Source organism: Lentzea sp. HUAS12 (assembly GCF_024125735.1).
Taxonomy (GTDB): Bacteria; Actinomycetota; Actinomycetes; order Mycobacteriales; family Pseudonocardiaceae; genus Lentzea; species Lentzea albida.
Genome location: NZ_CP099738.1, coordinates 2,300,599 through 2,321,494 on the forward strand (window position 1 = coordinate 2,300,599; position 20,896 = coordinate 2,321,494).

21 protein-coding genes are annotated in these 20,896 nt (G+C 71.7%); 8 read left to right on the plus strand and 13 right to left on the minus strand.

Annotation, left to right across the window (positions count from 1 at the left end):
* The first annotated feature begins 78 nt into the window (after positions 1-78).
* On the plus strand, positions 79-1,212 hold the full coding sequence (locus ND450_RS10020; protein ID WP_253325859.1) for a hypothetical protein: 1,134 nt from the start codon (positions 79-81) through the stop codon (positions 1,210-1,212).
* Here the strand turns inward: ND450_RS10020 and ND450_RS10025 are convergent.
* Entirely contained in the window at positions 1,171-2,058 is an 888-nt protein-coding gene (locus ND450_RS10025; RefSeq protein WP_253325860.1) for an IclR family transcriptional regulator, read from the minus strand. The two genes, ND450_RS10020 and ND450_RS10025, sit on opposite strands and share 42 nt — an antisense overlap.
* A gap of 1,535 nt (positions 2,059-3,593) precedes the next feature.
* On the opposite strand from ND450_RS10025, the gene ND450_RS10030 reads away from it, so the two are divergent.
* Complete coding sequence (locus ND450_RS10030) at positions 3,594-4,733, plus strand: DICT sensory domain-containing protein (protein WP_253325861.1); 1,140 nt, start codon at positions 3,594-3,596, stop codon at positions 4,731-4,733.
* A gap of 59 nt (positions 4,734-4,792) precedes the next feature.
* Here ND450_RS10030 and ND450_RS10035 read toward each other — a convergent pair whose 3' ends face one another.
* Both ND450_RS10035 and ND450_RS10040 read right to left on the minus strand, forming a co-directional pair.
* The gene (locus ND450_RS10035; protein ID WP_253325862.1) at positions 4,793-5,428 is read right to left on the minus strand and encodes a response regulator transcription factor; all 636 of its coding nucleotides are present in this window, start codon (positions 5,426-5,428) and stop codon (positions 4,793-4,795) included.
* Positions 5,425-6,630 (minus strand): sensor histidine kinase, encoded by a 1,206-nt coding sequence (locus tag ND450_RS10040; RefSeq protein WP_253325863.1) that lies wholly within the window; start codon positions 6,628-6,630, stop codon positions 5,425-5,427. Before ND450_RS10040 ends, ND450_RS10035 begins: the two co-directional genes overlap by 4 nt.
* Positions 6,631-6,799: 169 nt before the next feature.
* Here ND450_RS10040 and ND450_RS10045 point away from each other — a divergent pair, with 169 nt between their 5' ends.
* Entirely contained in the window at positions 6,800-7,882 is a 1,083-nt protein-coding gene (locus ND450_RS10045; protein WP_253325864.1) for an ABC transporter permease, read from the plus strand.
* Complete coding sequence (locus ND450_RS10050) at positions 7,879-8,562, plus strand: ABC transporter ATP-binding protein (RefSeq protein ID WP_253325865.1); 684 nt, start codon at positions 7,879-7,881, stop codon at positions 8,560-8,562. Before ND450_RS10045 ends, ND450_RS10050 begins: the two co-directional genes overlap by 4 nt.
* Positions 8,563-8,707: 145 nt before the next feature.
* On the opposite strand, the gene ND450_RS10055 is transcribed toward ND450_RS10050, so the two are convergent.
* The 3 genes from ND450_RS10055 to ND450_RS10065 form a co-directional block, all read right to left on the minus strand.
* Positions 8,708-9,682, minus strand: coding sequence for an ArsO family NAD(P)H-dependent flavin-containing monooxygenase (locus ND450_RS10055; protein WP_253325866.1), 975 nt, complete (start codon positions 9,680-9,682; stop codon positions 8,708-8,710).
* Complete coding sequence (gene arsB / locus ND450_RS10060) at positions 9,669-10,742, minus strand: ACR3 family arsenite efflux transporter (protein ID WP_305885212.1); 1,074 nt, start codon at positions 10,740-10,742, stop codon at positions 9,669-9,671. The genes ND450_RS10055 and arsB overlap by 14 nt, the downstream gene beginning before the upstream one ends.
* Positions 10,743-10,811: 69 nt before the next feature.
* Positions 10,812-11,141: a helix-turn-helix transcriptional regulator gene (locus ND450_RS10065; protein WP_253325867.1), complete on the minus strand. Its 330-nt coding sequence runs from the start codon at positions 11,139-11,141 to the stop codon at positions 10,812-10,814.
* A gap of 85 nt (positions 11,142-11,226) precedes the next feature.
* Between ND450_RS10065 and ND450_RS10070 the strand changes: the two genes are divergently transcribed.
* Complete coding sequence (locus tag ND450_RS10070; protein ID WP_253325868.1) at positions 11,227-11,868, plus strand: low molecular weight phosphatase family protein; 642 nt, start codon at positions 11,227-11,229, stop codon at positions 11,866-11,868.
* 52 nt (positions 11,869-11,920) lie between these two features.
* Positions 11,921-12,322 (plus strand): arsenate reductase ArsC, encoded by a 402-nt coding sequence (locus ND450_RS10075; RefSeq protein ID WP_253325869.1) that lies wholly within the window; start codon positions 11,921-11,923, stop codon positions 12,320-12,322.
* Here the strand turns inward: ND450_RS10075 and ND450_RS10080 are convergent.
* The gene (locus tag ND450_RS10080; protein ID WP_253325870.1) at positions 12,319-13,560 is read right to left on the minus strand and encodes an MFS transporter; all 1,242 of its coding nucleotides are present in this window, start codon (positions 13,558-13,560) and stop codon (positions 12,319-12,321) included. The genes ND450_RS10075 and ND450_RS10080 overlap by 4 nt on opposite strands.
* On the minus strand, positions 13,550-14,881 hold the full coding sequence (locus ND450_RS10085) for an FAD-dependent oxidoreductase (RefSeq protein ID WP_253325871.1): 1,332 nt from the start codon (positions 14,879-14,881) through the stop codon (positions 13,550-13,552). Before ND450_RS10085 ends, ND450_RS10080 begins: the two co-directional genes overlap by 11 nt.
* 98 nt (positions 14,882-14,979) lie before the next feature.
* On the opposite strand from ND450_RS10085, the gene ND450_RS10090 reads away from it, so the two are divergent.
* Together ND450_RS10090 and ND450_RS10095 are read left to right on the plus strand one after the other, a co-directional pair.
* Positions 14,980-15,828: a metalloregulator ArsR/SmtB family transcription factor gene (locus ND450_RS10090; protein WP_253325872.1), complete on the plus strand. Its 849-nt coding sequence runs from the start codon at positions 14,980-14,982 to the stop codon at positions 15,826-15,828.
* A gap of 136 nt (positions 15,829-15,964) precedes the next feature.
* Positions 15,965-16,726: a sigma 54 modulation/S30EA ribosomal C-terminal domain-containing protein gene (locus ND450_RS10095; RefSeq protein ID WP_253325873.1), complete on the plus strand. Its 762-nt coding sequence runs from the start codon at positions 15,965-15,967 to the stop codon at positions 16,724-16,726.
* Between the two features lie 24 nt (positions 16,727-16,750).
* Here the strand turns inward: ND450_RS10095 and ND450_RS10100 are convergent, their stop codons facing one another.
* From ND450_RS10100 to ND450_RS10120, 5 genes are all read right to left on the minus strand, one after another.
* Complete coding sequence (locus ND450_RS10100; RefSeq protein WP_253325874.1) at positions 16,751-17,449, minus strand: GAF and ANTAR domain-containing protein; 699 nt, start codon at positions 17,447-17,449, stop codon at positions 16,751-16,753.
* A gap of 185 nt (positions 17,450-17,634) precedes the next feature.
* Positions 17,635-18,648 (minus strand): zinc-dependent alcohol dehydrogenase, encoded by a 1,014-nt coding sequence (locus ND450_RS10105; RefSeq protein ID WP_253325875.1) that lies wholly within the window; start codon positions 18,646-18,648, stop codon positions 17,635-17,637.
* 185 nt (positions 18,649-18,833) lie between these two features.
* Complete coding sequence (locus ND450_RS10110; RefSeq protein WP_253325876.1) at positions 18,834-19,301, minus strand: DsrE/DsrF/DrsH-like family protein; 468 nt, start codon at positions 19,299-19,301, stop codon at positions 18,834-18,836.
* A 22-nt stretch (positions 19,302-19,323) separates the two neighbouring features.
* Entirely contained in the window at positions 19,324-19,641 is a 318-nt protein-coding gene (locus ND450_RS10115) for a TusE/DsrC/DsvC family sulfur relay protein (protein ID WP_253325877.1), read from the minus strand.
* Positions 19,641-20,891, minus strand: a complete 1,251-nt coding sequence (locus ND450_RS10120; RefSeq protein WP_253325878.1) for an NAD(P)/FAD-dependent oxidoreductase — start codon at positions 20,889-20,891, stop codon at positions 19,641-19,643. The genes ND450_RS10115 and ND450_RS10120 overlap by 1 nt, the downstream gene beginning before the upstream one ends.
* Positions 20,892-20,896: the final 5 nt, after the last annotated feature.

Below are 20,896 nucleotides of genomic sequence, written 5' to 3' on the forward strand. Positions count from 1 at the left end.
CACAGTGGACGGTCAACGCAAGTCCACCTGGACCGATGCGGTTGCGTGCCCGTTCGGCGTGCACGAGGATGACCACCCGTGTTCGAGAGCGAGTTCGCCGAGGACCCCCTGATCGCGCAGTTGCGGTGTTTCCTGAGCGCCTGCCGGTTCATCGAGGTCGTGGACCGCACGGACGATCTCGCCGCAGAACCGGCCTGTTCGGCTTCGCGAGCTCGTTGGCGCGAACTGCTTCGCCTGCGACTGACGGCGTTGGTCGTGCTCGTGCGCTACGCGGAGGCCGAGGACGCCTGCCGACTGGTTCTCGAGTCCGCGGAGGCCGACGACGACCACATGGCCCGTGCCAGGGTCCTCGGGTACGGCCTGGCCACCGCGTACTTCCTCGGCAAGACGGAGGAGGCGGTGGGCCGGCTCGACGAGGTGCTCGCCACCGCGGAGGACATGCCGGTCGGGCCCGAGCGGATGTCCACGGTAGCCGCCGCGGCGATCGGATCCGGCATGATCGGCCTGACGGAGCTGAGCGACCTGCTGCTCAGTCGTCTCGTGGAGCAGGTGGCCACCGCTCCGGAGGGAGTCGTCCCCGCGGGAATCGTCGCGTTCCTGCACGCGCTCATGACGACACGCCGCTGTCAGCTCGCGATCGAACTCGAACAACGGGAACCCGCGAAATCGGCAAGCCTCTACCGCAGCGTTCTCGACCTGGCGACCAAGATCGGCGTCGACCTCCGCGGAGAGCGGCCGAACGGATCGCTGGCGGCGCGGCCCGCCGAGTTGTACCTCGCTCACCTGTGCTTCGCCAAGATCGCGATCGGCGAGGCCGCCGAGGTCGAGGAAATCGTGCGCTCGGTGTCGGTGACCGGGGTCGTGGAACCCTTCGACGCCGTGGGCGCGACCACGGAGATCATGTGGGGTCTGTGCCAGCTGCGCATCGGTCTGGAGGACAACGCGATCGACCCCGCGCGCTGGGAATGCCTGACAGACCGCCTCACCCGGCTCGCACACCGCACCAGAACACTGGTGCTGCAAGCCGAAACGGCTCGCATCCAGTTGGAGGTCACCCGGCTCGGCGGGGACCCGCTGCGGTGCGCGGCGGTACGAGAACGGTACGAAGCGGCCCTCGACGAGCTGGATTGGACCGCACGGCTGGAGCGAGCGCGGTTCGCAGGGCTTCGGTCACGGACCATGCGCGACGTCGTCCGGCGCATCGCGGGATGACCGGAGGCCGGGCTGACCGCGGTGACGGTCGCCGTCGCCGGGCAGAACTCCGGTCGCCGGCGGTCGCGGGTGGTCCGGGAAGCCGTGGACGGGTGCGCTGCGGATGCTCTGGTTCAAACCTTGACACGCCGCCACGACCGCGGAGCGCAATGCCGGCACGTTGCAGCCGGGGGCCCGCACGACGACGGTGAGCGAAGCGATCACCAGACCTCTCCGGTCCACCACCGGTGCGGCCACCGCGGTGTGGGCTTCGGGCACAGCGCAGCTGACCACCGCCACGCCCTCGTTCCGCACCGCCGCCAGACGCGTCCGCAGCCGTCGAGGACACGTCGGGACGTTCTCCGGCACAGCCACCAGTTCGCTCGACAGGACCTGCTCCTGCAGGGTCGCCGGACTGTGTGCCAGCAGGCACTGTCCCTGTGCGGTCGCGTGCAGGGGGAACCGGCTGCCGAGGCGGTACGGGATCCGCACCGCACCAGGCGCCGACAGCAACTCGGTCGTCACCGCCTCCACGCCGTCGAGCACGCTCAGAACCACGTGCTGCTCCGTGACGCCGTGCAACTCCCGCATGAACGGAAAAGCCCTGCCTCGAAGTGCTTCGACACGAGGCGCGAGCGTCGCGAGTTCCCACAGACCCAGCCCGATGGTGTAGCCGCCCTCGGCACACCGTTCCAGCGCTCCGAGGCGCACCAGCGTCCTCGTCAGTCTCAACACGGTGGACTTGGGCAGACCCGAACGCGCGCTCAGTGAAGTCAGCGTCAGCGGCCGCTGCTCCGCGCCGAACGTGCGCAGTACCCGAAACGCCCGTTCGAGCACCGGTTCACCGACGGGCTTCGTCTCGTCCACGTCTGCTCACACCTCCATGCGTCCACGAAGTGTTGGCGGCCACACCCGCCCCTCGTCGCGCCATCTCGCTCGTGTCCGCGAGTGCGCCCGACCACAGGTGACCGGTTGTCGCGGCGCTTTCGATTACTTTCGGAACTGTAAGTTCAACTTTTCCAAAATGTCAAGAAAACGGAACTTCCGTCTCAAATGGAAGATCGGCAGAAGATGAGGAGCGCTCGCACGACCAGCGTTGGGCGGCAGCATCGAACCCATTCAGAACATGGAAAATGCGCTATAGCAAGGAAAACGACTTCATGCAGCCTGCACGCCGACCCTCGGCAGGCAGGGCGGATCAGGCGCACACGCCGGGACCTGTCCACATTCCCCGTGCATTTCATTTTCGAAAGAATGTCCCGACTTCCACGGCAACTTGGTTGACCACTTGACCGGCCTCCAGGGGCAACCGACACCGCCGTGCAACGGCGCCAGGGGTGCGACAGGCACCGCGGTGCACCAGGCTCCGCGGTGGCGTGAACAGGCGGCGCACCACTCCGTTGGCCTGACCGGTGCGCTCCCGCCCCCCCCCCCCCGGTGAGGAACCTCGGCGGGCGGGAGCCCGGCGGCGTCCTCTCCAGTCGTCGTGCCCGGCCGCCGAGCCCCCTGCTCCGCGGCACCGCTCATCATGCACACCCGGACGCGCGAGGTGACGATCGATCCATTGCTGACGGGGACACCGGACTTCCTCCCCGCGCGGCGCGGCGGGCCGCGTCGTGGGTCCCCCGACGACGGCCGGACGCCGCCCCGAGGGCGGCCGAACGTGCCGCCAAGACCGAGGGACCCGCTCCAGCACCTCCCGCAGCCGTGCGCGCCATCGCGATCGGGTCCAGGCCCACCCGCACCGCCTCCTCCCAACCCCGCGAACGGGTCAGGGGCTCGCGGCACCGCCGCCCTCAACGCGTTGTCCGCGTCGTCGGCGGTGTCGGCGTGGGGATCGGGACACACCCGGCGCCCGCCCACTTGCTCCGCGTCGTGGGCGACGACGTCGGACGGCTCCAGCACGAACTGGGCACGACCCCGGCGGCCTCGGATGCCCCGCACGTGGACGTCCGCTCCAGCGCGAAGGAGGAGTTCGGCATCGCCGTGCTCGAAGCGCCGGAGGCCGGACGGCTCGCGGGGGCCCGCAGCACGACGGCCCGCGGTGTCATGTCGCCCAGGGGCGCAACGGGTTCTCGGGTGGCACCTCCACCTCGCGGTGACTGCGCGACGGCTCGGCACGTACTCGGCCTGGGTGCCGCCTCCGCGGCCGGTGCGGCAGCGGTTGAACGTGGACGCCGTCGCGGAACCGCACCGCGGACCGCCGGGATGGCCGCACGTGTGCGGCCGCCGGCCGAGGTCCCGACCGGGACTTCTCCACGCAGGTGCGCCCCACCGGGTAGCGGTCCGTGTCGCCGCGCGACCGCAACGCCGCCCCATCACCCGTTCGTGCAGTTGGTCGGGCCGACCGGAGGTTCTAGTTTCGAAGACTGCCGTGCCGACAGCCGAACAGGAGCTCATCAGTGGCGATCCCGGACACCGGCGTGCGAGCGGGCCTGCTCTCGAAGCGGACGCTGGTGGTCGCGTCGCACGCCGTGGAACAGGCCGCGCTGGCGGGTGAGCGCCACGAGCCGGTGATCGTCCTCGCGCTGTTCCAGCGGCTGCCGTACTTCCAGCGGGAGGCCGAGGTGTACCGGCGGATCGCGGCGCTGGCGTCGGTGACGGTCGTCGGCATGGTGTCCGACGCCCGGCCCGACCTGCCGCTCGGTGTCACCCCCGTGTTGCTGCGGCCGGAGGAAGACCTGGCCAGGGAGTGGTCGGTGGTCGTGCTCACGCCGACGTTCGGCGCCAGTGTCGTCGCGATCGACCTCGAGGAGCTCGATCCGGACGGCGCCACGCTCGAAGCCAGCCGGTTGTTCCGCGGGCGGTGGGGGTTCCGGCGGGAGGAGGCGTACGCGGAGGCGGTCCGGTTGCGCGACGCGCTCGGCGACCGGGTGCCACCGGACGTGCGCAGGCGCTTCGAGTCCGTCCTGAACAGCGTCGTGGACCCTCCGTCCGGCGAGGTGGAACGCCGCGCGGAAGCGGTGGTCCGGCACCTGGCGACACGACTGGTGGACGCCCGCGACGCCACCGGGCACGCGGTGTCCGGCGCCGGTGAGGAGGCGCGGGACGCCCTCGACCCGTGGACCGGTCTGCACACCTTGGACTCGGTGAACGCGTGGCTGGGCAGGCAGGTGGCGGACACCGTGCGGATCGGGCTCGTGGTGATCCGCGTACCGGGTCTGAGCAGCTTCCCGGACGTCCACGGTCCCAGTGCGGCGGTCCACACGGAGAACAACATCGCCGACGTCCTGCGCGTCCACCTGCGCCCCGTCGACCGGGCCGCGAGGCTGAACGGCGACGAGTTCGTGCTGGTGCTGCCGGGCTCGTCGCCCCTGGCGACGCAGGCCGTCGCGGACCGCGTCCTGGACGCGTTGCGGGGACTGCACAACACCTACCCCCACCTCCCCGTCACCGCGGAGGTCCGCGTGCGGCACACCCGTGACCGTCCGATCGACGTCGGCGAGCTGGGCACCCGGCGCGCCCCGGTCACTCCGGAGCGGCCCTACACGCTCTCCGGCACGTTCGCCGAGGAGGAGTGGGCGTCGTTCATCTCGCTCTGACGTCCTTCCCGCGCGGACCGCTGAGCCCGGTCACCCGCGGGGCGTGGAAGGCGCGGTGCTCATCGGCGGATGAGGCCGAGGTCGGTCGCGGTCGCCACGGCGGCCGTGCGCGAGTCGACGCCGAGTTTGGTGTAGCTGCGGGCGAGATGTGACTTCACGGTGCCCTCGGTGAGGTGCAGGCGCGCCGCGATCGCCCGGTTCGACAGCCCGGCGGCGACCAGGGCGAGGACCTCGGTCTCGCGGCGGGTCAGCGCGGTGCCGGGTGCGCGCATCCGGGTGAGAAGCCGGTCGGCGACGGCCGGGGCCAGAGCGGATCGTCCGGCGGCGGCGGTGCGGACGGCGGCGGCGAGTTCTTCGGGAGGGGCGTCCTTGAGAAGGTAGCCGGTGGCGCCCGCCTCGATGGCGGGCAGCGTGTCGGCGTCGGTGTCGTAGGTGGTGACGACCACGACCCGGGGTGCCCCGGGACGCGCGGTGATCGCGGCGGTGGCCTCGGCGCCGGTCATCCCCGCGCCGAACCGCAGGTCCATCAGGACGACGTCCACGTCGCCTTCCGCGGCACGGGCGACGGCGGCTTCGGCCGTCGCGGCCTCGGCGACCACGACCAGGCCGGGTTCGGTCTCCAGCACGGCTCGCAGGCCCGCGCGCACCACGGGGTGGTCGTCGGCCAGGAGGAGGCGGATCGGGCCGCCGGTCACGGGTGAACCTCCGCGGATCGGGGCACGGGCAGCCTGGCGGTCAGGGCGGTGCCGTGGCCGGGCGACGACTCGACGGTGAGTGACCCGCCCAGCGTTCGTGCACGGGTGCGCATGGCCTCCAGGCCCACCCCTCCCTCGCCGGGGTCGGAGGCGGGAAGAGCCTCCGGGTCGAAGCCGGTTCCGTCGTCGACGACGTCGAGCGCGATCTCGTCGCCGAGGTGGCTCAGGGTGATCTCGACGGTGGTGGCTTCCGCGTGGCGGACGGTGTTGGCCACCGCGGCCTGGGCGATGCGCAGCAGGGCGACCTCGTGCGTCGTCGGCAGTGGGGTGGGATCGCCGGTGAGCCGGAACCGCGCGGTGAGGCGGTGGCGGGTGCCGGTGGTGGCGCACAGGCGTTCCAGGGCCCCTGCCAGGGTGGTGCCGTCGAGAGCGGGCGGGGTGAGCGCGGCGACGAAGCGGCGTGCCTCCGCGAGGTTGTCCGCGGCGGCCTGGCGGGCCTGACCCACGTGGCGGGCGGCGTTCCCCGAGTCGTCCGGCAGGGACCGTTCGGCGGCGCGCAGCAGCAGCTGGATGCTGGACAGGCCCTGGGCGAGGGTGTCGTGGATCTCGTGGGCGAGGCGTTCCCGTTCGGCCAGGACCCCGGCGGTGTGCTGGGCCTCGGCCAGGTCGGCGCGGGTCGCGGTGAGCTCCTCGATGAGGCGGCGGCGCTGCTCGCTCTCTCGGTACAGCGCCTGGTAGCCCCGGACCACGGCGACCGCGACGGCGGCGCCCAGCGCAGGACCGATCGCCGCCACCGGACTGAAGACCCCCTGGTGCGCGGCGAACGCGGTGATCGCGGCCAGGGCGGTGACGGTCACCGCGACGAGGCCGGCCCGGCGCGACAGCAGGTGGAGCTGGAGGAAGTACAACGGGAAGGCGACCCACACCCCGTCCGCGGTCAGCACCACCAGGACCAGCCACAGTGCGCAGACGACGCCCAGCCACGCCGCGGCGGCCCGCCGGGACGTGCGGACGCGGGACCACAGCGGTCCTGCCGCGTAGGCCACCCCGCAGGCCACCGCGACCGCGACGACCGCCGCCGCCCGGGACTGGTCTCCCGCCACGGCCCGTACCGCCGCCAGGACGAGCAGGGCGGCGAGCAACAGGTGCAGGCACCAGGTGAGGACCCGGTTGGTCGGGGTCAGGGCGGGAGCGGCGTTCACGGTGGGTCAAGGCTACGCGGAGCCCGCCCGAGCCGCCTCTGTCGAAAGGTGGAGATGAGGCGCCACCTTCCGGTTCCGCAAGTGCCATCGACGGCCGGATGTGGCACCGGGGTGCCGGAGACCACTGTGGAGTCATCCGCTCCACCCTCCGGAAAGGACAGTCGAGGCCGTGTTCACAGCCTGGAGAGAACTCCGGTTCGCCCGAGGGCGTTTCGCCCTGATGGGGACCGTGATCGTGCTGATCACCCTGCTGGTCGTGCTGCTGTCCGGCCTGACCGCCGGGCTCGGCCGGCAGAACGTCTCCGCCATCACCGGCCTTCCCGCCGACAGGATCGCCTTCGCCGCACCCGCCGGTGACCGGTCTCCGTCCTTCGCGGACTCCTCCGTCACCGAGGAGCAGTGGCGGCGCTGGGCCACCACCCCCGGGGTCACGAACGCCGAACCCCTGGGCATCACCACGACGAAGGCCACCTCGGGCGACCGCAGCACCGGGGTCTCGGTCTTCGGCGTCCGCGACGGATCCCCGCTCGCCCCGCACGGCGATCGGCTCACCGCGGACTCCGCGGTGTTGTCCAGCGCCGCCGCCGGCGATCTGGGAGCGAAGCCCGGTGACCAGGTCGTCGTGGGCGGACGGCGGTTGACCGTGGCCGAGGTGTCCGGAGAGGCCTCCTTCAGCCACACCCCGGTCATCTGGACGACTCTCGACGTCTGGCGCGCCACGGCACCTCCCACCGACGCAGGACCGGCGGCGACCGTGATCGCCCTGACGACCACGCCCGGCACCGGCCTCTCCGCGACCGACGCGGCGGCGGGCACCCGGACGGTCACCGTGGACGAGTCCCTGCAGGCGATCGGCTCCTACAGCTCCGAGAACGGCTCGCTGCAGCTGATGCGCGGTCTCCTGTTCGCCATCTCCGCCCTCGTCATCGGCGCGTTCTTCACCGTCTGGACCATCCAGCGCAGCGGGGACCTGGCCGTCCTCAAGGCCCTGGGCGCCACCACGGCCGGGCTGCTCGCGGACGCGCTGGGACAGGCGGTCGTGCTGCTCGCGGCCGGCACCCTCACCGGCACCGCACTCGCCGCCGGTGTCGGCGCGCTCCTCGCCGGTTCCTCCGTCCCGTTCGTCCTGACACCGGCGACCGTGCTGGTCCCGGCCGTCGTGATGGTCGTGCTCGGCACGCTCGGAGCCGCACTCGCGATCCGCCGCATCACCTCCGTCGACCCGCTGACCGCCCTGGGGAGCGCCCGATGAGCCTCACGCTGACCGACGTCACCCTCACCTACCCCGACGGCGGCGCCCGCGTCACCGCGCTCGACCGGGTCGTCCTGAACGTCCCGCGGGGCAGCCTGACCGTCGTGGCCGGCCCGTCCGGCTCCGGCAAGTCCAGCCTGCTCGCCGTCGCCGCCACCCTCATCACCCCGGACTCGGGCACGGTCACCGTCGACGGTGCCACGACCACGGGCATGACCCGTGGCGAGCTCGCCGATCTGCGACGCCACCGCATCGGCATCGTCTTCCAGCAACCCAACCTGCTGCCGGCCCTGACCGCCGTCGAACAGCTCCAGGTCATGGCCCACATCGACGGCCGTTCCGCGGCCGGGGCGCGCACCCGCGCGGTGGAACTGCTGGAGGCGGTCGGCCTCGCGGCCGTGGCGGGACGACGCCCCCATCAGCTCTCCGGGGGCGAACGGCAGCGCGTGAACATCGCCAGGGCCCTCATGAACGACCCCGCCGTCCTGCTGGTCGACGAACCCACCAGCGCTCTCGACCACGAACGGGGAGCGGCCGTCATCGCACTCCTCCGCCGCCTCACCCACCAGCGGGAGACCGCCACCGTCCTGGTCACCCACGACCGCAGCCACCTCAGCGGGGCCGACCAGGTGGCGGAGGTCCACGACGGACGCCTGAGCCTTCTGGAAGGAGTCCGCTGACCTCGCCTCTCTGGGCACGGCGGGCACCGGTCACCTTCGGGGTGGAGGCGTGGAGCGCACCGATCACCTTCGCGACGGCGGGCACCGGTCGCCTCCCGGACGAAGGCGCGGAGGAACCCGCTGACCCCCGTGGATCACCGAGGCGTCAGCCGAGTGCCGCGGCGATGTTCGCCGCCGTGGCCTTCGCGGTGGGTCCGACGCCGATCAGGGTCGCGGACGCGGCGCCGGTCCACCCGCCGTACCCGAGCAGGTGCAGGCGCCGTTCCTCCACCGCCGTCGTGCCGTCCACCGCGACGCGGCCGCGTTCGTCCCGCAGCCGCAGCGGTGCCAGATGTCCCAGCGCGGGGCGGAACCCGGTGGACCAGATCACGACGTCGGCCTCCGCGAGCGCACCGGCGTCCACCGGGGTGGCGACGAGCAGACCGCTGTCGCGTGCCTCCCGGACCGGTGGGACCGCCACGATGTCGCCGAGCTCGCCGACTCCGCCCGCGCTACGCCCGGCGATGTCGAACAACGCCTTGCCGTCGATCTCGTCGGGCATGTACCGCGGTGGCCTCCTGGTCATCCACGTCAGGGACGCGTGCGGCAGGAGGTCGGCGGCGATCTGCGCGCCGGAGTTGCCGCCGCCGACCACGACGACCTCCTGCCCGGCGAACTCGCGCGGGTCGCGATAGTCGACGGTGTGCAGCTGACGGCCCGGCAGGTCCACCAGCGGCCGGAAGGGCCGCCACCAGGTGCCGGTCGCGCTGATCACGTGCCGCGCGGACCAGTCCCCGGAGTCGGTGCGCACCACCAGCTCGTCGCCCTCGCGGCTCACCGAGTTCACCACGACCGGCCGGTGCACGGGCACGTCGTAGCGCTTCTCGTACGCGGTCAGGTAGTCGACGACGTGCGCGGCGGTCGGGTAACCGTCCGAAAAGGCCGGCATCGGCCAGCCGGGCAACGAGCTGTGGCGCGCGATCGAGAACAGCCGCAACGAGTCCCACCCGTGCGGCCACGCCCCACCAGGAACCGGCTGAGCGTCGAGCACCACATAGGACAGACCCGCGCGCCGGAGGTGGTACGCGGCGGCCAGACCTGCCTGGCCGCCGCCGATCACCACGACATCAGACTTCCGCACGGGCCACCCAACGGCGCCGCAGCCACAGGCTCACGTAGACGAGCCCGACCAGCACCGGCACCTCGATCAGCGGCCCGACCACACCGGCCAGGGCCTGGCCCGAGGTCACGCCGAACACACCGATCGCGACCGCGATGGCGAGCTCGAAGTTGTTGCCCGCGGCGGTGAACGCCAGGGTCGTGGTGCGCTCGTACGACAGGCCGGAGACCTTGCCCAGCGCGTACGAACCGGCCCACATGATCGCGAAGTACACCAGCAGCGGCAGGGCGATCCGCACGACGTCCAGCGGGCGGCTCGTGATGGTCTCTCCCTGCAGCGCGAACAGGACGACGATCGTGAACAGCAGCCCGTACAACGCGATCGGGCCGACGCGCGGCAGGTACTTCGACTCGTACCACTCCCGGCCCTTCGAGCGCTCCCCCAGCTTGCGGCTGAGGTAGCCGGCCAGCAGCGGGATGCCGAGGAAGATCAGCACGGACTGGGCGATCTCCCAGGCGGAGAAGTCCACCGTGGCGGTGTCGAGGCCGAGCCAGCCGGGCAACAGGTCGAGGTAGAACCAGCCGAGCACGCCGAACATGATCACCTGGAAGACCGAGTTCAGGGCCACGAGCACCGCGGCGGCCTCGCGGTCGCCGCAGGCGAGGTCGTTCCAGATGATGACCATCGCGATGCAGCGGGCCAGGCCGACGATGATCAGGCCCGTGCGGTACTCCGGCAGGTCGGCGAGGAAGATCCAGGCCAGCGCGAACATCAGCGCGGGGCCGAGCACCCAGTTCAGCACGAGCGAGAGCACCATCGTGCGCGTGTCGCGGGTGACGGTGTCGAGCCTGTCGTAGCGGACCTTCGCGAGCACCGGGTACATCATCAGCAGCAGTCCGAGGGCGATCGGCAGCGACACCTCACCGATCTTCACCGCGTCCAGCACGCCCTGCAGGCCCGGCACGAACCGGCCGAGGAGCAGTCCGGCGGCCATGGCGACGCCGATCCACACCGGCAGCAGCCTGTCCAGGAAGGACAGTCGGTGCAGCACGTCCGGTGCCGCGGTTTCCCTGGTGGTCAACGGGTTCTCCTGGAGGTGGGCAGGCGTCACCGCCCGGCGGGGTGGTGCCGGCGGCGGGTCGCGGTCAGGTCAGTCGCAGCAGGCGCCGCTGTCGCGCAACGGTCCTCCCGGCGCGAGCACGGCCGCGAGGGTGTCGATGGCGGCGTTCTCGACGCGGTACCAGCTCCAGGTGCCGCGGCGTTCCCGGCTGAGCACGCCGGCCTGCACGAGGATCTTGAGGTGGTGGCTCAGCGAGGACTGCGGCATGTCGAACTGGTCTGCCAGGTCGCAGAAACACGCCTCCTGGCCCTCGGTCCGGCGCACCAGCCCGACCAGCTCGACGCGGACCGGATCGCCGAGCGCCTTGAACAGGCGTGCGGCGGCCGTCGAGTCGAGCAGCGTCTGGTCGGGGCTCGTCATGAGCAAGACCATAGCCGCTTGGATTGACAAAAGTCGATACACCGGGTGTGATCTGCATCGACGAACTTCGGTCCAAGGAGATCTGATGTCCCGCACCAGCGGACTCCCCCGGCACGAGCTCAGTGCCCAGCTGCTCCGGATCACCGACGAACTCTGCGACAGGTTCCACGGGGTGTTCAGCCGGGAGACCGTCGAGCACGTCGTGGACGAGACCTACGACCTGCTCGCCGCCAACGCCACCGTCACCACCTACCTGCCGGTCCTGACCGCGCGGTTCGCCCGGCAGAGGCTGACCGACCACGGCCGCGCCGACGGCCTGACGACCACCACCGTGCCGCAGGTGCTGTTCCTGTGCGTGCACAACGCGGGCCGCTCCCAGATCGCCGCCGCCCTGCTCGAGCACCACGCGTTCGGCAAGGTCTCCGTGCGCTCGGCGGGCAGCAGGCCCACCGGGTCGATCCCGCAGACCGTCACCGACGCCCTCGCCGAACTCGGCATCGAGCTGACCGAGGCGTTCCCCAAGCCGCTGACCGACGAGGTCGTGCGCGCGGCCGATGTCGTGGTCACGATGGGCTGCGGCGACTCCTGCCCGGTCCACCCCGGCAAGCGCTACCTCGACTGGGACGTCGCCGATCCGGCGGGGGCGTCGCTGAGCGCAGTCCGCGACGTGCGCGACGAGCTCGACCGCCGAGTCCGCGGACTGCTGTCCGAACTTCTCCGGGACTGAGACGGCACCCGCTGCTCACCCGACCCGCACCACCCGCAACGAGGAGATGACCGTGTCCGAGACCCCCGAGGTGCTGTTCGTCTGCGTGCACAACGCCGGGCGTTCCCAGATGGCCGCCGCGCTGCTGCAGCACTACGGCATGGGCCGCATCGCCGTGCGTTCGGCGGGGTCCGAACCCGCCGAGAAGGTCAACCCGGCCGCCGCGGCGGCGCTGGCCGAATGGGGCCTCGACATCACCGCCGAGGTTCCCTCGAAGCTCACCACCGCCGACGTCGAGGCCTCCGACGTGGTGATCACGATGGGCTGCGGTGACACCTGCCCGGTCTTCCCCGGCAAGCGCTACCTCGACTGGCAGCTCGACGACCCGGCGGGTCAGGGCGTCGACGCGGTCCGGCCGATCCGCGACGACATCGACCGCCGCGTGCGCGGCCTGGTCGCGGAACTCCTCGACTAGGTGTGGCCAGGGCCGGGCTGTCGCGTGCCGGACCTCGACAGGCCGTGGAGGTCCGGCACGCCGACGGTCGACAACGCGGCCGCCAGCACGCCGATCGCGCCCAGCACCACGAACACCGCCGGGTACCCGCCGAGCCGTTCCGCCAGCGCGCTCCCCGCCCACGGCGCGATCGCCGCCGTGAGCATCACCGGTGCGGTGAGCAGGCCGTTGAGCCGTCCGTAGTGGGTGGCACCCCAGCGGTCGGTGATCGCGGTCGCCTGCACCAGCGTGAAGATCCCGCGCGTGACTCCCGCGAGGACCGAGCCCGCGACCAGCAGCGACGCCGGACCGGGCACCACGCCGAGGGCCGTGGTCACGGCGGCGCCGACCAGGAGGACCACGAGGGTGCGGAAGCGCACCGAGGTCCGCGCGGCCAGCCGGGCGTAGCCGAGGCGGCCGAGGACCTGACCGACCCCGCCGAGGCCGAGCGCGACCGCGGCGGCCGAGGTGGTCATGCCGCGTTCGGCCAGCAGCGGCACGAGGTTGACGACGACGGCGTAGACGCTGAACGCGGCCAGGCTCATCGCGACGACGAGCACCAGGAACGGCCTGCTGCGCGCCACCGCCGCCGGTGCGTGCGCGGTCTCGTGCTCGACCGCGGGCCACGGCAGGCGCAGGCCCAGCAGGTGCAGCGGAATGGTGGTCACGGCGACGAACCCGGCGAGGACGAGGTAGGTGCCGCGCCAGTCCAGGCGGTCGTTGAGCACGGCCGTGAGCGGCGCGAACACCGTGCTCGCCAGGCCCGCCACCAGGGTGAGCGCGGTCAGCGCGGACACCCGGCGCGGCCCGTACCAGCGCGTCAACGCGGCGAACGCGGGCGCGTAGAACACCCCGGCCATCGCCACGCCGGCCAGCAACCACGCCGCGGTGAACCACATCAGCGACGTCGCCCGCGCCAGCGCCAGCAGCGCGAGCACGGCGAGCACCGAACCGGTGGTCATGATCGCGCGCGGTCCGTGCCGGTCGAGCACCCTCCCGACGGGGATCCCCACGAGACCCGCGACGACCTGGCTCGCCGAGAACCCGGCCGTGATCGCCGCGAGCGACCACCCCGTCCGCGAGCCGATGGTCGGCAGCAGCACCGGGAACGCGTAGTACAGGACTCCCCAGCTGATGATCTCGGTGGTGCACAACACGACCAGCACGCGACGCGGCCCGGTGCCGACACCCGGCCGCGTCGTCGCGATGTCAGCGGGCACCGGGCGCGAGACCGATCGTCACGCCGACGGTTTCGGGAGCACCGCAGCAGCCGCCGCTGTTCTTCTGCTCCTGCGGCGCGTCGAACACACCCGCACCACCGCACACCCCGGTCTCGGGCAGCACCAGGTCGACGCGCGCCGCCGCCTCGTGGTCGCCCGCGATCGCGGCCACGACGGAGCGGGCCTGCTCGTAGCCCGTGAGCGACAGGAACGTCGGCGCGCGGCCGTAGCTCTTCATGCCGACCAGGTAAACACCCGGTTCGGGGTGCCGCAGCTCGGTTTCACCGTGCGGGTAGACCGTGCCGCACGAGTGGACGTTCGGGTCGATCAGCGGCGCGAGCTTCGCCGGCGCCTGCAGCACCGGGTCCAGGTCCAGCCGGACCTCCGACAGCCACGACAGGTCGGGACGGAACCCGGTCAGCACCACGACCTCGTCCACGCCCTCGACCCGGTGCCCGTCGAACGACTCCAGCGCCAGCCTGCCGTCCGCACCCCGCTCGACCGCGGCGGTGCGGAACCCGGTGACGGTCTCGACGTGCCCCGCCTCGGCCGCCTGCCTCGCCCGCGTCCCCAGGGCACCGCGCGCCGGCAGCTGGTCGGACTCGCCGCCACCGAAGACGGTGCCCACCGCGCCGCGCCGCAGCAGCCACACGATCCGCGTGCCGGGCTCCTGCTCGGCCAGCGCCCCCAGCGCGACCAGCGCGGTGAGCGCCGAATGGCCGCTGCCCGCCACGACGACCCGCTTGCCCGCGTACCGGGAGCGCTCCGCGACGAGGTCGGGCACGCGGTAGCTGATCCGGGCGGACGCGGCCTCCTCCCCCACCGCGGGCAGTCCGTCGCCACCCAGCGGGTTCGGGGAGCCGAACGTGCCGGACGCGTCGATCACCGCCCGGGCCGTGAGGCGCTCCTCGCCGTCACCGGTCCTGACGTGCACGGTCAGCGGCTCGACCTCACGACCGGCGTCCACCACCCGGTCGCGCCCGCGCCGGGCCACACCGACCACCCGCGCGCCGAAGCGCACCCGGTCACCCAGGGCGTCCGCCAGCGGGGTCAGGTAGAGGTCGGCCCACTCCGCCCCGGTCGGGTAGGAGTCGCCGTCGGGCCGCGCCCAGCCGGTTCCGGCCAGCAGTCGTGCGGCCGCCGGGTCGACCAGTTCGCTCCACCGCGAGAACAGCCGGACGTGGTGCCACTGCGACACCGCTGCACCGGCGCGCTCGCCCGCCTCCAGCACGAGCACCCGCTCTCCCCGTTCGACCAGATGCGCCGCCGCGGACAAACCCGCAGGCCCGGCACCCACCACGACGACAGGAAACTCGCTCACCACACACCCCTTGTATCGAAGTATCTCGAATCAGCGAGTGGGACTGTATCGACCGCCATCGATTGACGCAACCATCGATGACGATCGATACTTCATCCATGACGACCACCGCGCCCACGCCGGCCGTGCTCCCCGCCGAGGACGCCGCGACCTACGCCGACTGGTTCGCGTGCCTGGCGGAACCGACCCGCGTGCGCCTGCTGCACGCCGTCGCGACCGCGGGCCGCGCTGTGACCGTCGGTGAACTCGCCGAGCTCGCGGGCATCAGCCAGTCCACCTGCTCGCACCACGTGCGCAAGCTCGTCGAGGTCGGTTTCCTCCGGCAGCACAGGGAAGGCACCACGACCCACGTCAGCGTGAACCCGTCCTGCTGCACCGGCCTCCCCCACGCCGCCGACGTCGTCATGGGCCTGCTCGCACCGCGTCCCTGCTGCCCCGGCGACCTCCCGGCGGACGTCCACGTCCGGCCACTGCACGGCGACGACTGGAACGCCGTGCGCCGCATCTACGGCGAAGGCATCGCGACGGGGAACGCGACGTTCGAAACCGAAGTGCCCCTGCGCAGGGCGCTCGACGCCAAGTGGCTCCCGGACCACCGCTGGATCGCCGAGGTCGACGGCCAGGTCGCCGGCTGGGCCGCCCTCACCGCGGTGTCCACAAGGGACTGTTACGCCGGAGTGGCCGAGACCTCCGTGTACGTGGGTGCGGACTTCCGCGGCCGGGGCGTCGGCAAGGCCCTGGTGCACCGGCAGGTCACCGCGGCCGACGACGCCGGGGTCTGGACGCTGCAGACCTCGATCTTCCCGGAGAACCGCGCCAGCCTCGCCCTGCACCACTCCGCCGGCTTCCGCACCCTCGGTGTCCGCGAACGCATCGCCCGGCACCACGGGGTCTGGCGCGACACCGTCTTCCTCGAACGCCGGACCGCCGACCGGCCCACCGGCTGAGCGCCACCACCGGCCACCCGCGCACGGCGCACGGCTCCAGAGGCGTTGGCAGCCACCGGTCGGGACGTTCGGCACTGCTGGGCGTCAACGTGCGGTCGCACCATGATCATGCGCTCTGGAGACTTGAGGAGGCCGGGTGAGCGGGCAGGTGGCTTCGGTGGGAGAGATCGCGATCACCACAGCGGGCCAGGCGGCCGAGGACGCGCGGGAGCTCGTCCGGTCGCAGGTCGCCGCGGTGCTCCGCCCTCTGCGGGGCCGGTGGTCCGCGGCGCGGATCAGGCTGACCGCCGACACCTCGTCCGGCGCGTCGTGGCCGGCCCTCGCCCAGGTGAACCTCGTGGCCGACGGACGACCGGTACGGGTGCAGGCGGGAACCGCCCGCTGGGAGGAGACGGGCGCTCTGATCGGCGTCCGGCTGGGCGAGCAGCTCGCGCGGCTGGACGCACCGTGGCGTCCCCGGCGGTGGCCGGAGCCCGGCCGCCGGGGACGCCCCCGGCCGCAGGCCAGGCCGGCCGGGCAGCGGGAGGTCGTGCGCCGCAAGGAGGTGCCACCGGCACGCCGCACCCCGGACGAGGCGGCCCTGACGATGGACCTGATGGACTTCGACGCGCACCTGTTCGTCGACGGCGACAGCGGGCAGGACGGCGTGGTCTACCGGATCGGGCCCACCGGCTACCGGATGGCACGCCTGGGCTCACCGGCTCCACCCGCGACGCCTCCGCGCCTGCCCCTGACGTTCACCCCGCATCCGATCCCGGACCTGTCCGGTGAGCAGGCCGTGCACCGGCTCACCGAGACCGAGTACCCGTTCCTGTTCTACCGGGACCTCACCACTGGCCGGGGACACCTGCTCTACCACCGCTACGACGGCCACTACGGGCTGATCGCTCCGATCTGAACGGGCACCCCGGAGCCGGTGGGGTCACAGAGCACGTCTGTTGGCGACGATCCAGCTGGACAACGTCCGCAACCTCATGTTCGAGCGTTGCGACGTCCTCACGAGAAGCTGGAACGCCTCCGAGGGGCCGAGGTCGTCGCGCTCCATGAGGATGCCCTTGGCCATGCCTATCGTGTCGCGCATCTCGATCGCCTGCAGCATCTGCGCTTTGTGCCGCGCGGCCGCGATGGCGATGGCGGCGTGGCTCGCGAACAGGTGGGTGTGCTTCTCCTCGTCCGCGGTGAACGAACCTACCTGTGACGAGTAGAGGTTCAGCGTTCCCCGCACGGACCCGGTGACGAAGAGCTGAACCACGTGGGCGGAACGGATCCTCCGTCCTGCCGCGAAGGCGGCGAACCCCGGCCACCGGGTTTCGCGGGTGAGGTCACCGGTGTGCACGGCCCGTTCGCGCAGAGCGTCGACGCACGGTCCCTCGTTCAGCGCGTGCTGTGCATCGTCCAGTTCGGACGCGAGCCGGCTCGACGCCGCGACCGGCCACTTCTCGCCGACCACCACCACGCTCGCGTGTTCGGCTCCGGCCAGATCGCTCACCGCCGCCTCCACGACAGACCTGCTCGTCGCGCTCACGTCCGGCGTGCCGCGGACGTCCCCGACGATCGAGTTCAGGAGAGGCACGAGCTTCCAGAGAGCCGCCTCCCCCGGCCGTGTCGCGCCTTCGCCCATCTGCCCTCACTCCCACCTCCGCGCGCTGGTGCGACCAAGTGCGCACTCCCTGCCCGTCCAGCACCGTAGGCAGGCGCGTCGCCCCGGTGCAGAACCGGAAGTTCCGGCTCCGGAGGACGAACGACTCTTCCGGACAGAGCCGGAACGCCCGATCCTGCTCCGGACTCAGGCAGAACGGCGGAGCCTCACAACTGGAAGACCAGCCGTGCCGGTACGCGGCCGTTGAGCACGTCGTCGAAGGACTCGTTGACGTCGTCGAGCACGCGGGTCTGCGTGATCACCCTGGTGCGGCCCGCCGCGTGCAGGGCGAACACCTCGGCGAGGTCGGCACGGGTGCCCACGATCGAGCCGATCACCGAGATCCCGCCGAGAACGGTGTCGAAGATCGGGACCGTGATCGCGGCGTCGTCGGCGGGCAGCGCCACCATCACGAGCCGGCCGCCGCGGCGAAGTGACCGGTACGCCTGCGCGAACGGCTTCGGCGAGGCGGCCAGCACCACGGCCACGTCGGCGCCGCCGACCGCGCGGATCGCCTCGACCGGATCGGTCTGCGCGGCGTTCACCAGGTGGTCCGCGCCCAGCTCGCGGGCAAGGTCGAGTTTGCCCTGCTCGACGTCGACGGCGGTGACGAAGCCACCGACGAGACGCGCGTACTGCACCGCCATGTGCCCGAGTCCGCCGATGCCGAACACCGCGACCCGTTCCGCCGGCACGACCTTCGCCACCTTGATGGCCTTGTACGTGGTCACCCCGGCACACGTCAGCGGCGCGGCGTCCACCGAGGACACGCCGTCCGGAACCTCGACCACGCCGTTGGCGTGAGCGAGCGCGTACTCGGCGTAGGCGCCGTCGACCGAGTAGCCGCTGTTGACCTGGCTCTCGCACAGCGTCTCCCAGCCGGAGACGCAGTACCGGCAGCTGCCGCAGGCGGATCCGAGCCACGGAATGGCGACCCGCTTGCCCACCCAGTCGCTCGCGACGCCGGGGGCGACCGCCTCGACGCGGCCGATCCCCTCGTGGCCGGGAACGAACGGCGGCCGGGGTTTGACCGGCCAGTCACCGTGCGCCGCGTGGATGTCGGTGTGGCACAGCCCCGACGCCTCGATCCGCACCAGCATCTGACCGGGTCCCGGTTCGGGTGTCGGCAACTCCTGGATCTCCAACGGTTTGCTGAAGTCGGTCACGACCGCTGCTTTCACCTCGGTGTCCTTTCTCGAGAGTTTGCCGGGCGCCAGGCGCCCGAACGCGGCACCGCGTAGCCGCACCAGCCCCGCATCGAGGTCAGGCCCGCGCGCCCTGGGCGCTTCGGACAACACCTTCAGGCCACGTGTTCGGGACGACGGCGGTACAGGCGCCCGCATCCGGTTCCCGCCCGGACGGGCGGTCAGGTGAAGATGATCTGGCCGCCCGCCGCGAGGTCGTAGAACTCGCCGACCGTGATGATGTCCCGCACCTGGTCGACGAAGTCCTCCTTGGACAGTCCGAACAGGTCGACCGAGGCCTGGCAGGCGTAGAGGCCGGCGCCCGTGTCCGCGATCAGCTCGACGAACTCGGGGATCGGCGGGATGTCGAGGTCGTCCATCTTGCGCGCGAGGTGGTGCGTCATCACCGCGGACATGCCGGGCAGTCCGCCCGCCCAGGTCGCGAGGTGCAGGCCCGGGTTGCCGACGGTGGCGAGCTTGATGTGCTCGTGCTTGGCCTTGTGCACGGCGTCGAGGCCGAAGAACGTGAAGAACAGGTTCGCCTCGATGCCCTCGGCGCGGGCGCCGTTGGCCATGATGAGGGCCGGGTAGATCCCCTCCAGCGAGCCCTTGGAGACGATGACGGAGACCTTCTCGATCTTGTCGGTCATCGCGGACCGTCCTTTCTTGCGATCAGATGCAGCCACGCGGCTTCGGGATGCCCGCGATCCGGGCGGCGAGCTTCGCCGGGCCCTTCGGGAAGAGCTGGTAGAGCTCCTTCACGCTGACGCCCGAGGTCTTGCCGAGCGCCCGGACCGTGGGCCCGCTGCCCTTCTCGGCGAACTCCGCGCGCATGAAGTCGATGACCTGCCAGTGCCGCGCGCTCAGGTCGCCGATGCCGGCCTCCCGCGCGATCTCCGGCGCCATGTCCTCGTTCCACTGGCCGGGGTCGGTGAAGAAACCCTCGTCGGTCACCGTCACCTCGGTCCCCGCGTACAGCTTGGTGGGCATCAGCTTCCTCCCTGGGCCACTTCGAACCGCTTGCCCGCTCTGGGCATCGCGGTGGACACGCCCGGCAGGTTCCGTCCGGGCAGCAGGCTGTGCCAGTACAGCCAGGAGAACATCAGCTTGCCGAGGTGGTTGAGCCTCGACTCCTTGAGCAGCGGCAACCCCACCGAAGCGGGGTAGTGACCGGGCACCGGCTCGGTGTCGTAGTTGAAGTCGATCAGCAACGCCTTGCCGAAGCCGCTCTCGATGAAGCAGTTGGTGTGGCCGTCGAAGCTCGCGTCGAGATCCTGTCCCGCCAGGTGCCGCTCGACGTTGCGGACGAGCACCTCTCCCTCGAAGTGGGTCACGGACCCCGCCTTCGACGTGGGGACGGCGGCGGCGTCGCCGATGACGAAGATGTTGTCCCTCACCTCGGACTGCAGGGTGTGTTCGTCGGTGGGCACGAAACCGAGCGCGTCACCCAGTCCCCAGGAGCGCTCCACGCATTCGGCGCCTCCGTGCACCGGCACGACGACCGCCAGGTCGAACTCGACCTCGCGCCCGTCGTAGGAGACCAGCTTCCCCTCCTCGCCGTCGACCTCACCGGTGTTGAACTCGGTGACGAGCTCGATGCCCTTCTCCTGCAGCATTCCGGCGAGCGACCGGGCGGCGACGGGGGTGGTGAAGGCGCCGTCGAGCGGCGTGACGTAGGTCAGCCGGACGCGGTCGCGGATGCCGCGCTCGTGGAAGTACCAGTCCGCCAGGAAGCAGAACTCGAGCGGTGCGACCGGGCACTTGATCGGCAGGTCCACGACGTTGACGACGATCCGGCCGCCGGTGAACTCGCGCAGCGCCCGTGCGAGCGCCGTCGCCCCGGGCAGGTCGTAGAAGCTGAAGGTCCTCGACAACCAGCCGGCACCGGTCAGACCCTCGGTCTCCTCCGGCGCGAGCCGGGCGCCGGTGGCGATGACGAGGACGTCGTAACCGAGCACTTCGCCGTTCGCGAGGTGCACGACGTTCGCCTCGACGTCCACGTGGTCCACCCCGCTGTCGCGGTAGGCGATGCCCTCGCGCAGCTGCCGCCGCCGGGACCGCACCAGGTCGTCCGCGTGGGCGAGCCCGAACGGCAGGAACAGCAGCCCGGGCTGGTAGACGTGGTCGTCGTCGCGGTCGACGACGGTGATCTCGCACTCCGCGTCCAGCGCGCGGCGCAACCTGTTCGCGGCGAGGGTTCCGCCGGTGCCACCGCCGAGGATCACGATCCGCTTGGTCATGGTCA

Excerpts from the sequence above, each read along its gene's own strand:
- ND450_RS10120 (WP_253325878.1), bottom strand. The coding sequence starts at position 20,891 with ATGACCAAGCGGATCGTGATCCTCGGCGGTGGCACCGGCGGAACCCTC.
- ND450_RS10065 (WP_253325867.1), bottom strand. The coding sequence starts at position 11,141 with ATGACGAGCCCCGACCAGACGCTGCTCGACTCGACGGCCGCCGCACGC.
- ND450_RS10100 (WP_253325874.1), bottom strand. The coding sequence starts at position 17,449 with ATGGGCGAAGGCGCGACACGGCCGGGGGAGGCGGCTCTCTGGAAGCTC.
- ND450_RS10090 (WP_253325872.1), top strand. The coding sequence starts at position 14,980 with ATGACGACCACCGCGCCCACGCCGGCCGTGCTCCCCGCCGAGGACGCC.
- ND450_RS10070 (WP_253325868.1), top strand. The coding sequence starts at position 11,227 with ATGTCCCGCACCAGCGGACTCCCCCGGCACGAGCTCAGTGCCCAGCTG.
- ND450_RS10110 (WP_253325876.1), bottom strand. The coding sequence starts at position 19,301 with ATGACCGACAAGATCGAGAAGGTCTCCGTCATCGTCTCCAAGGGCTCG.
- ND450_RS10050 (WP_253325865.1), top strand. The coding sequence starts at position 7,879 with ATGAGCCTCACGCTGACCGACGTCACCCTCACCTACCCCGACGGCGGC.
- ND450_RS10115 (WP_253325877.1), bottom strand. The coding sequence starts at position 19,641 with ATGCCCACCAAGCTGTACGCGGGGACCGAGGTGACGGTGACCGACGAG.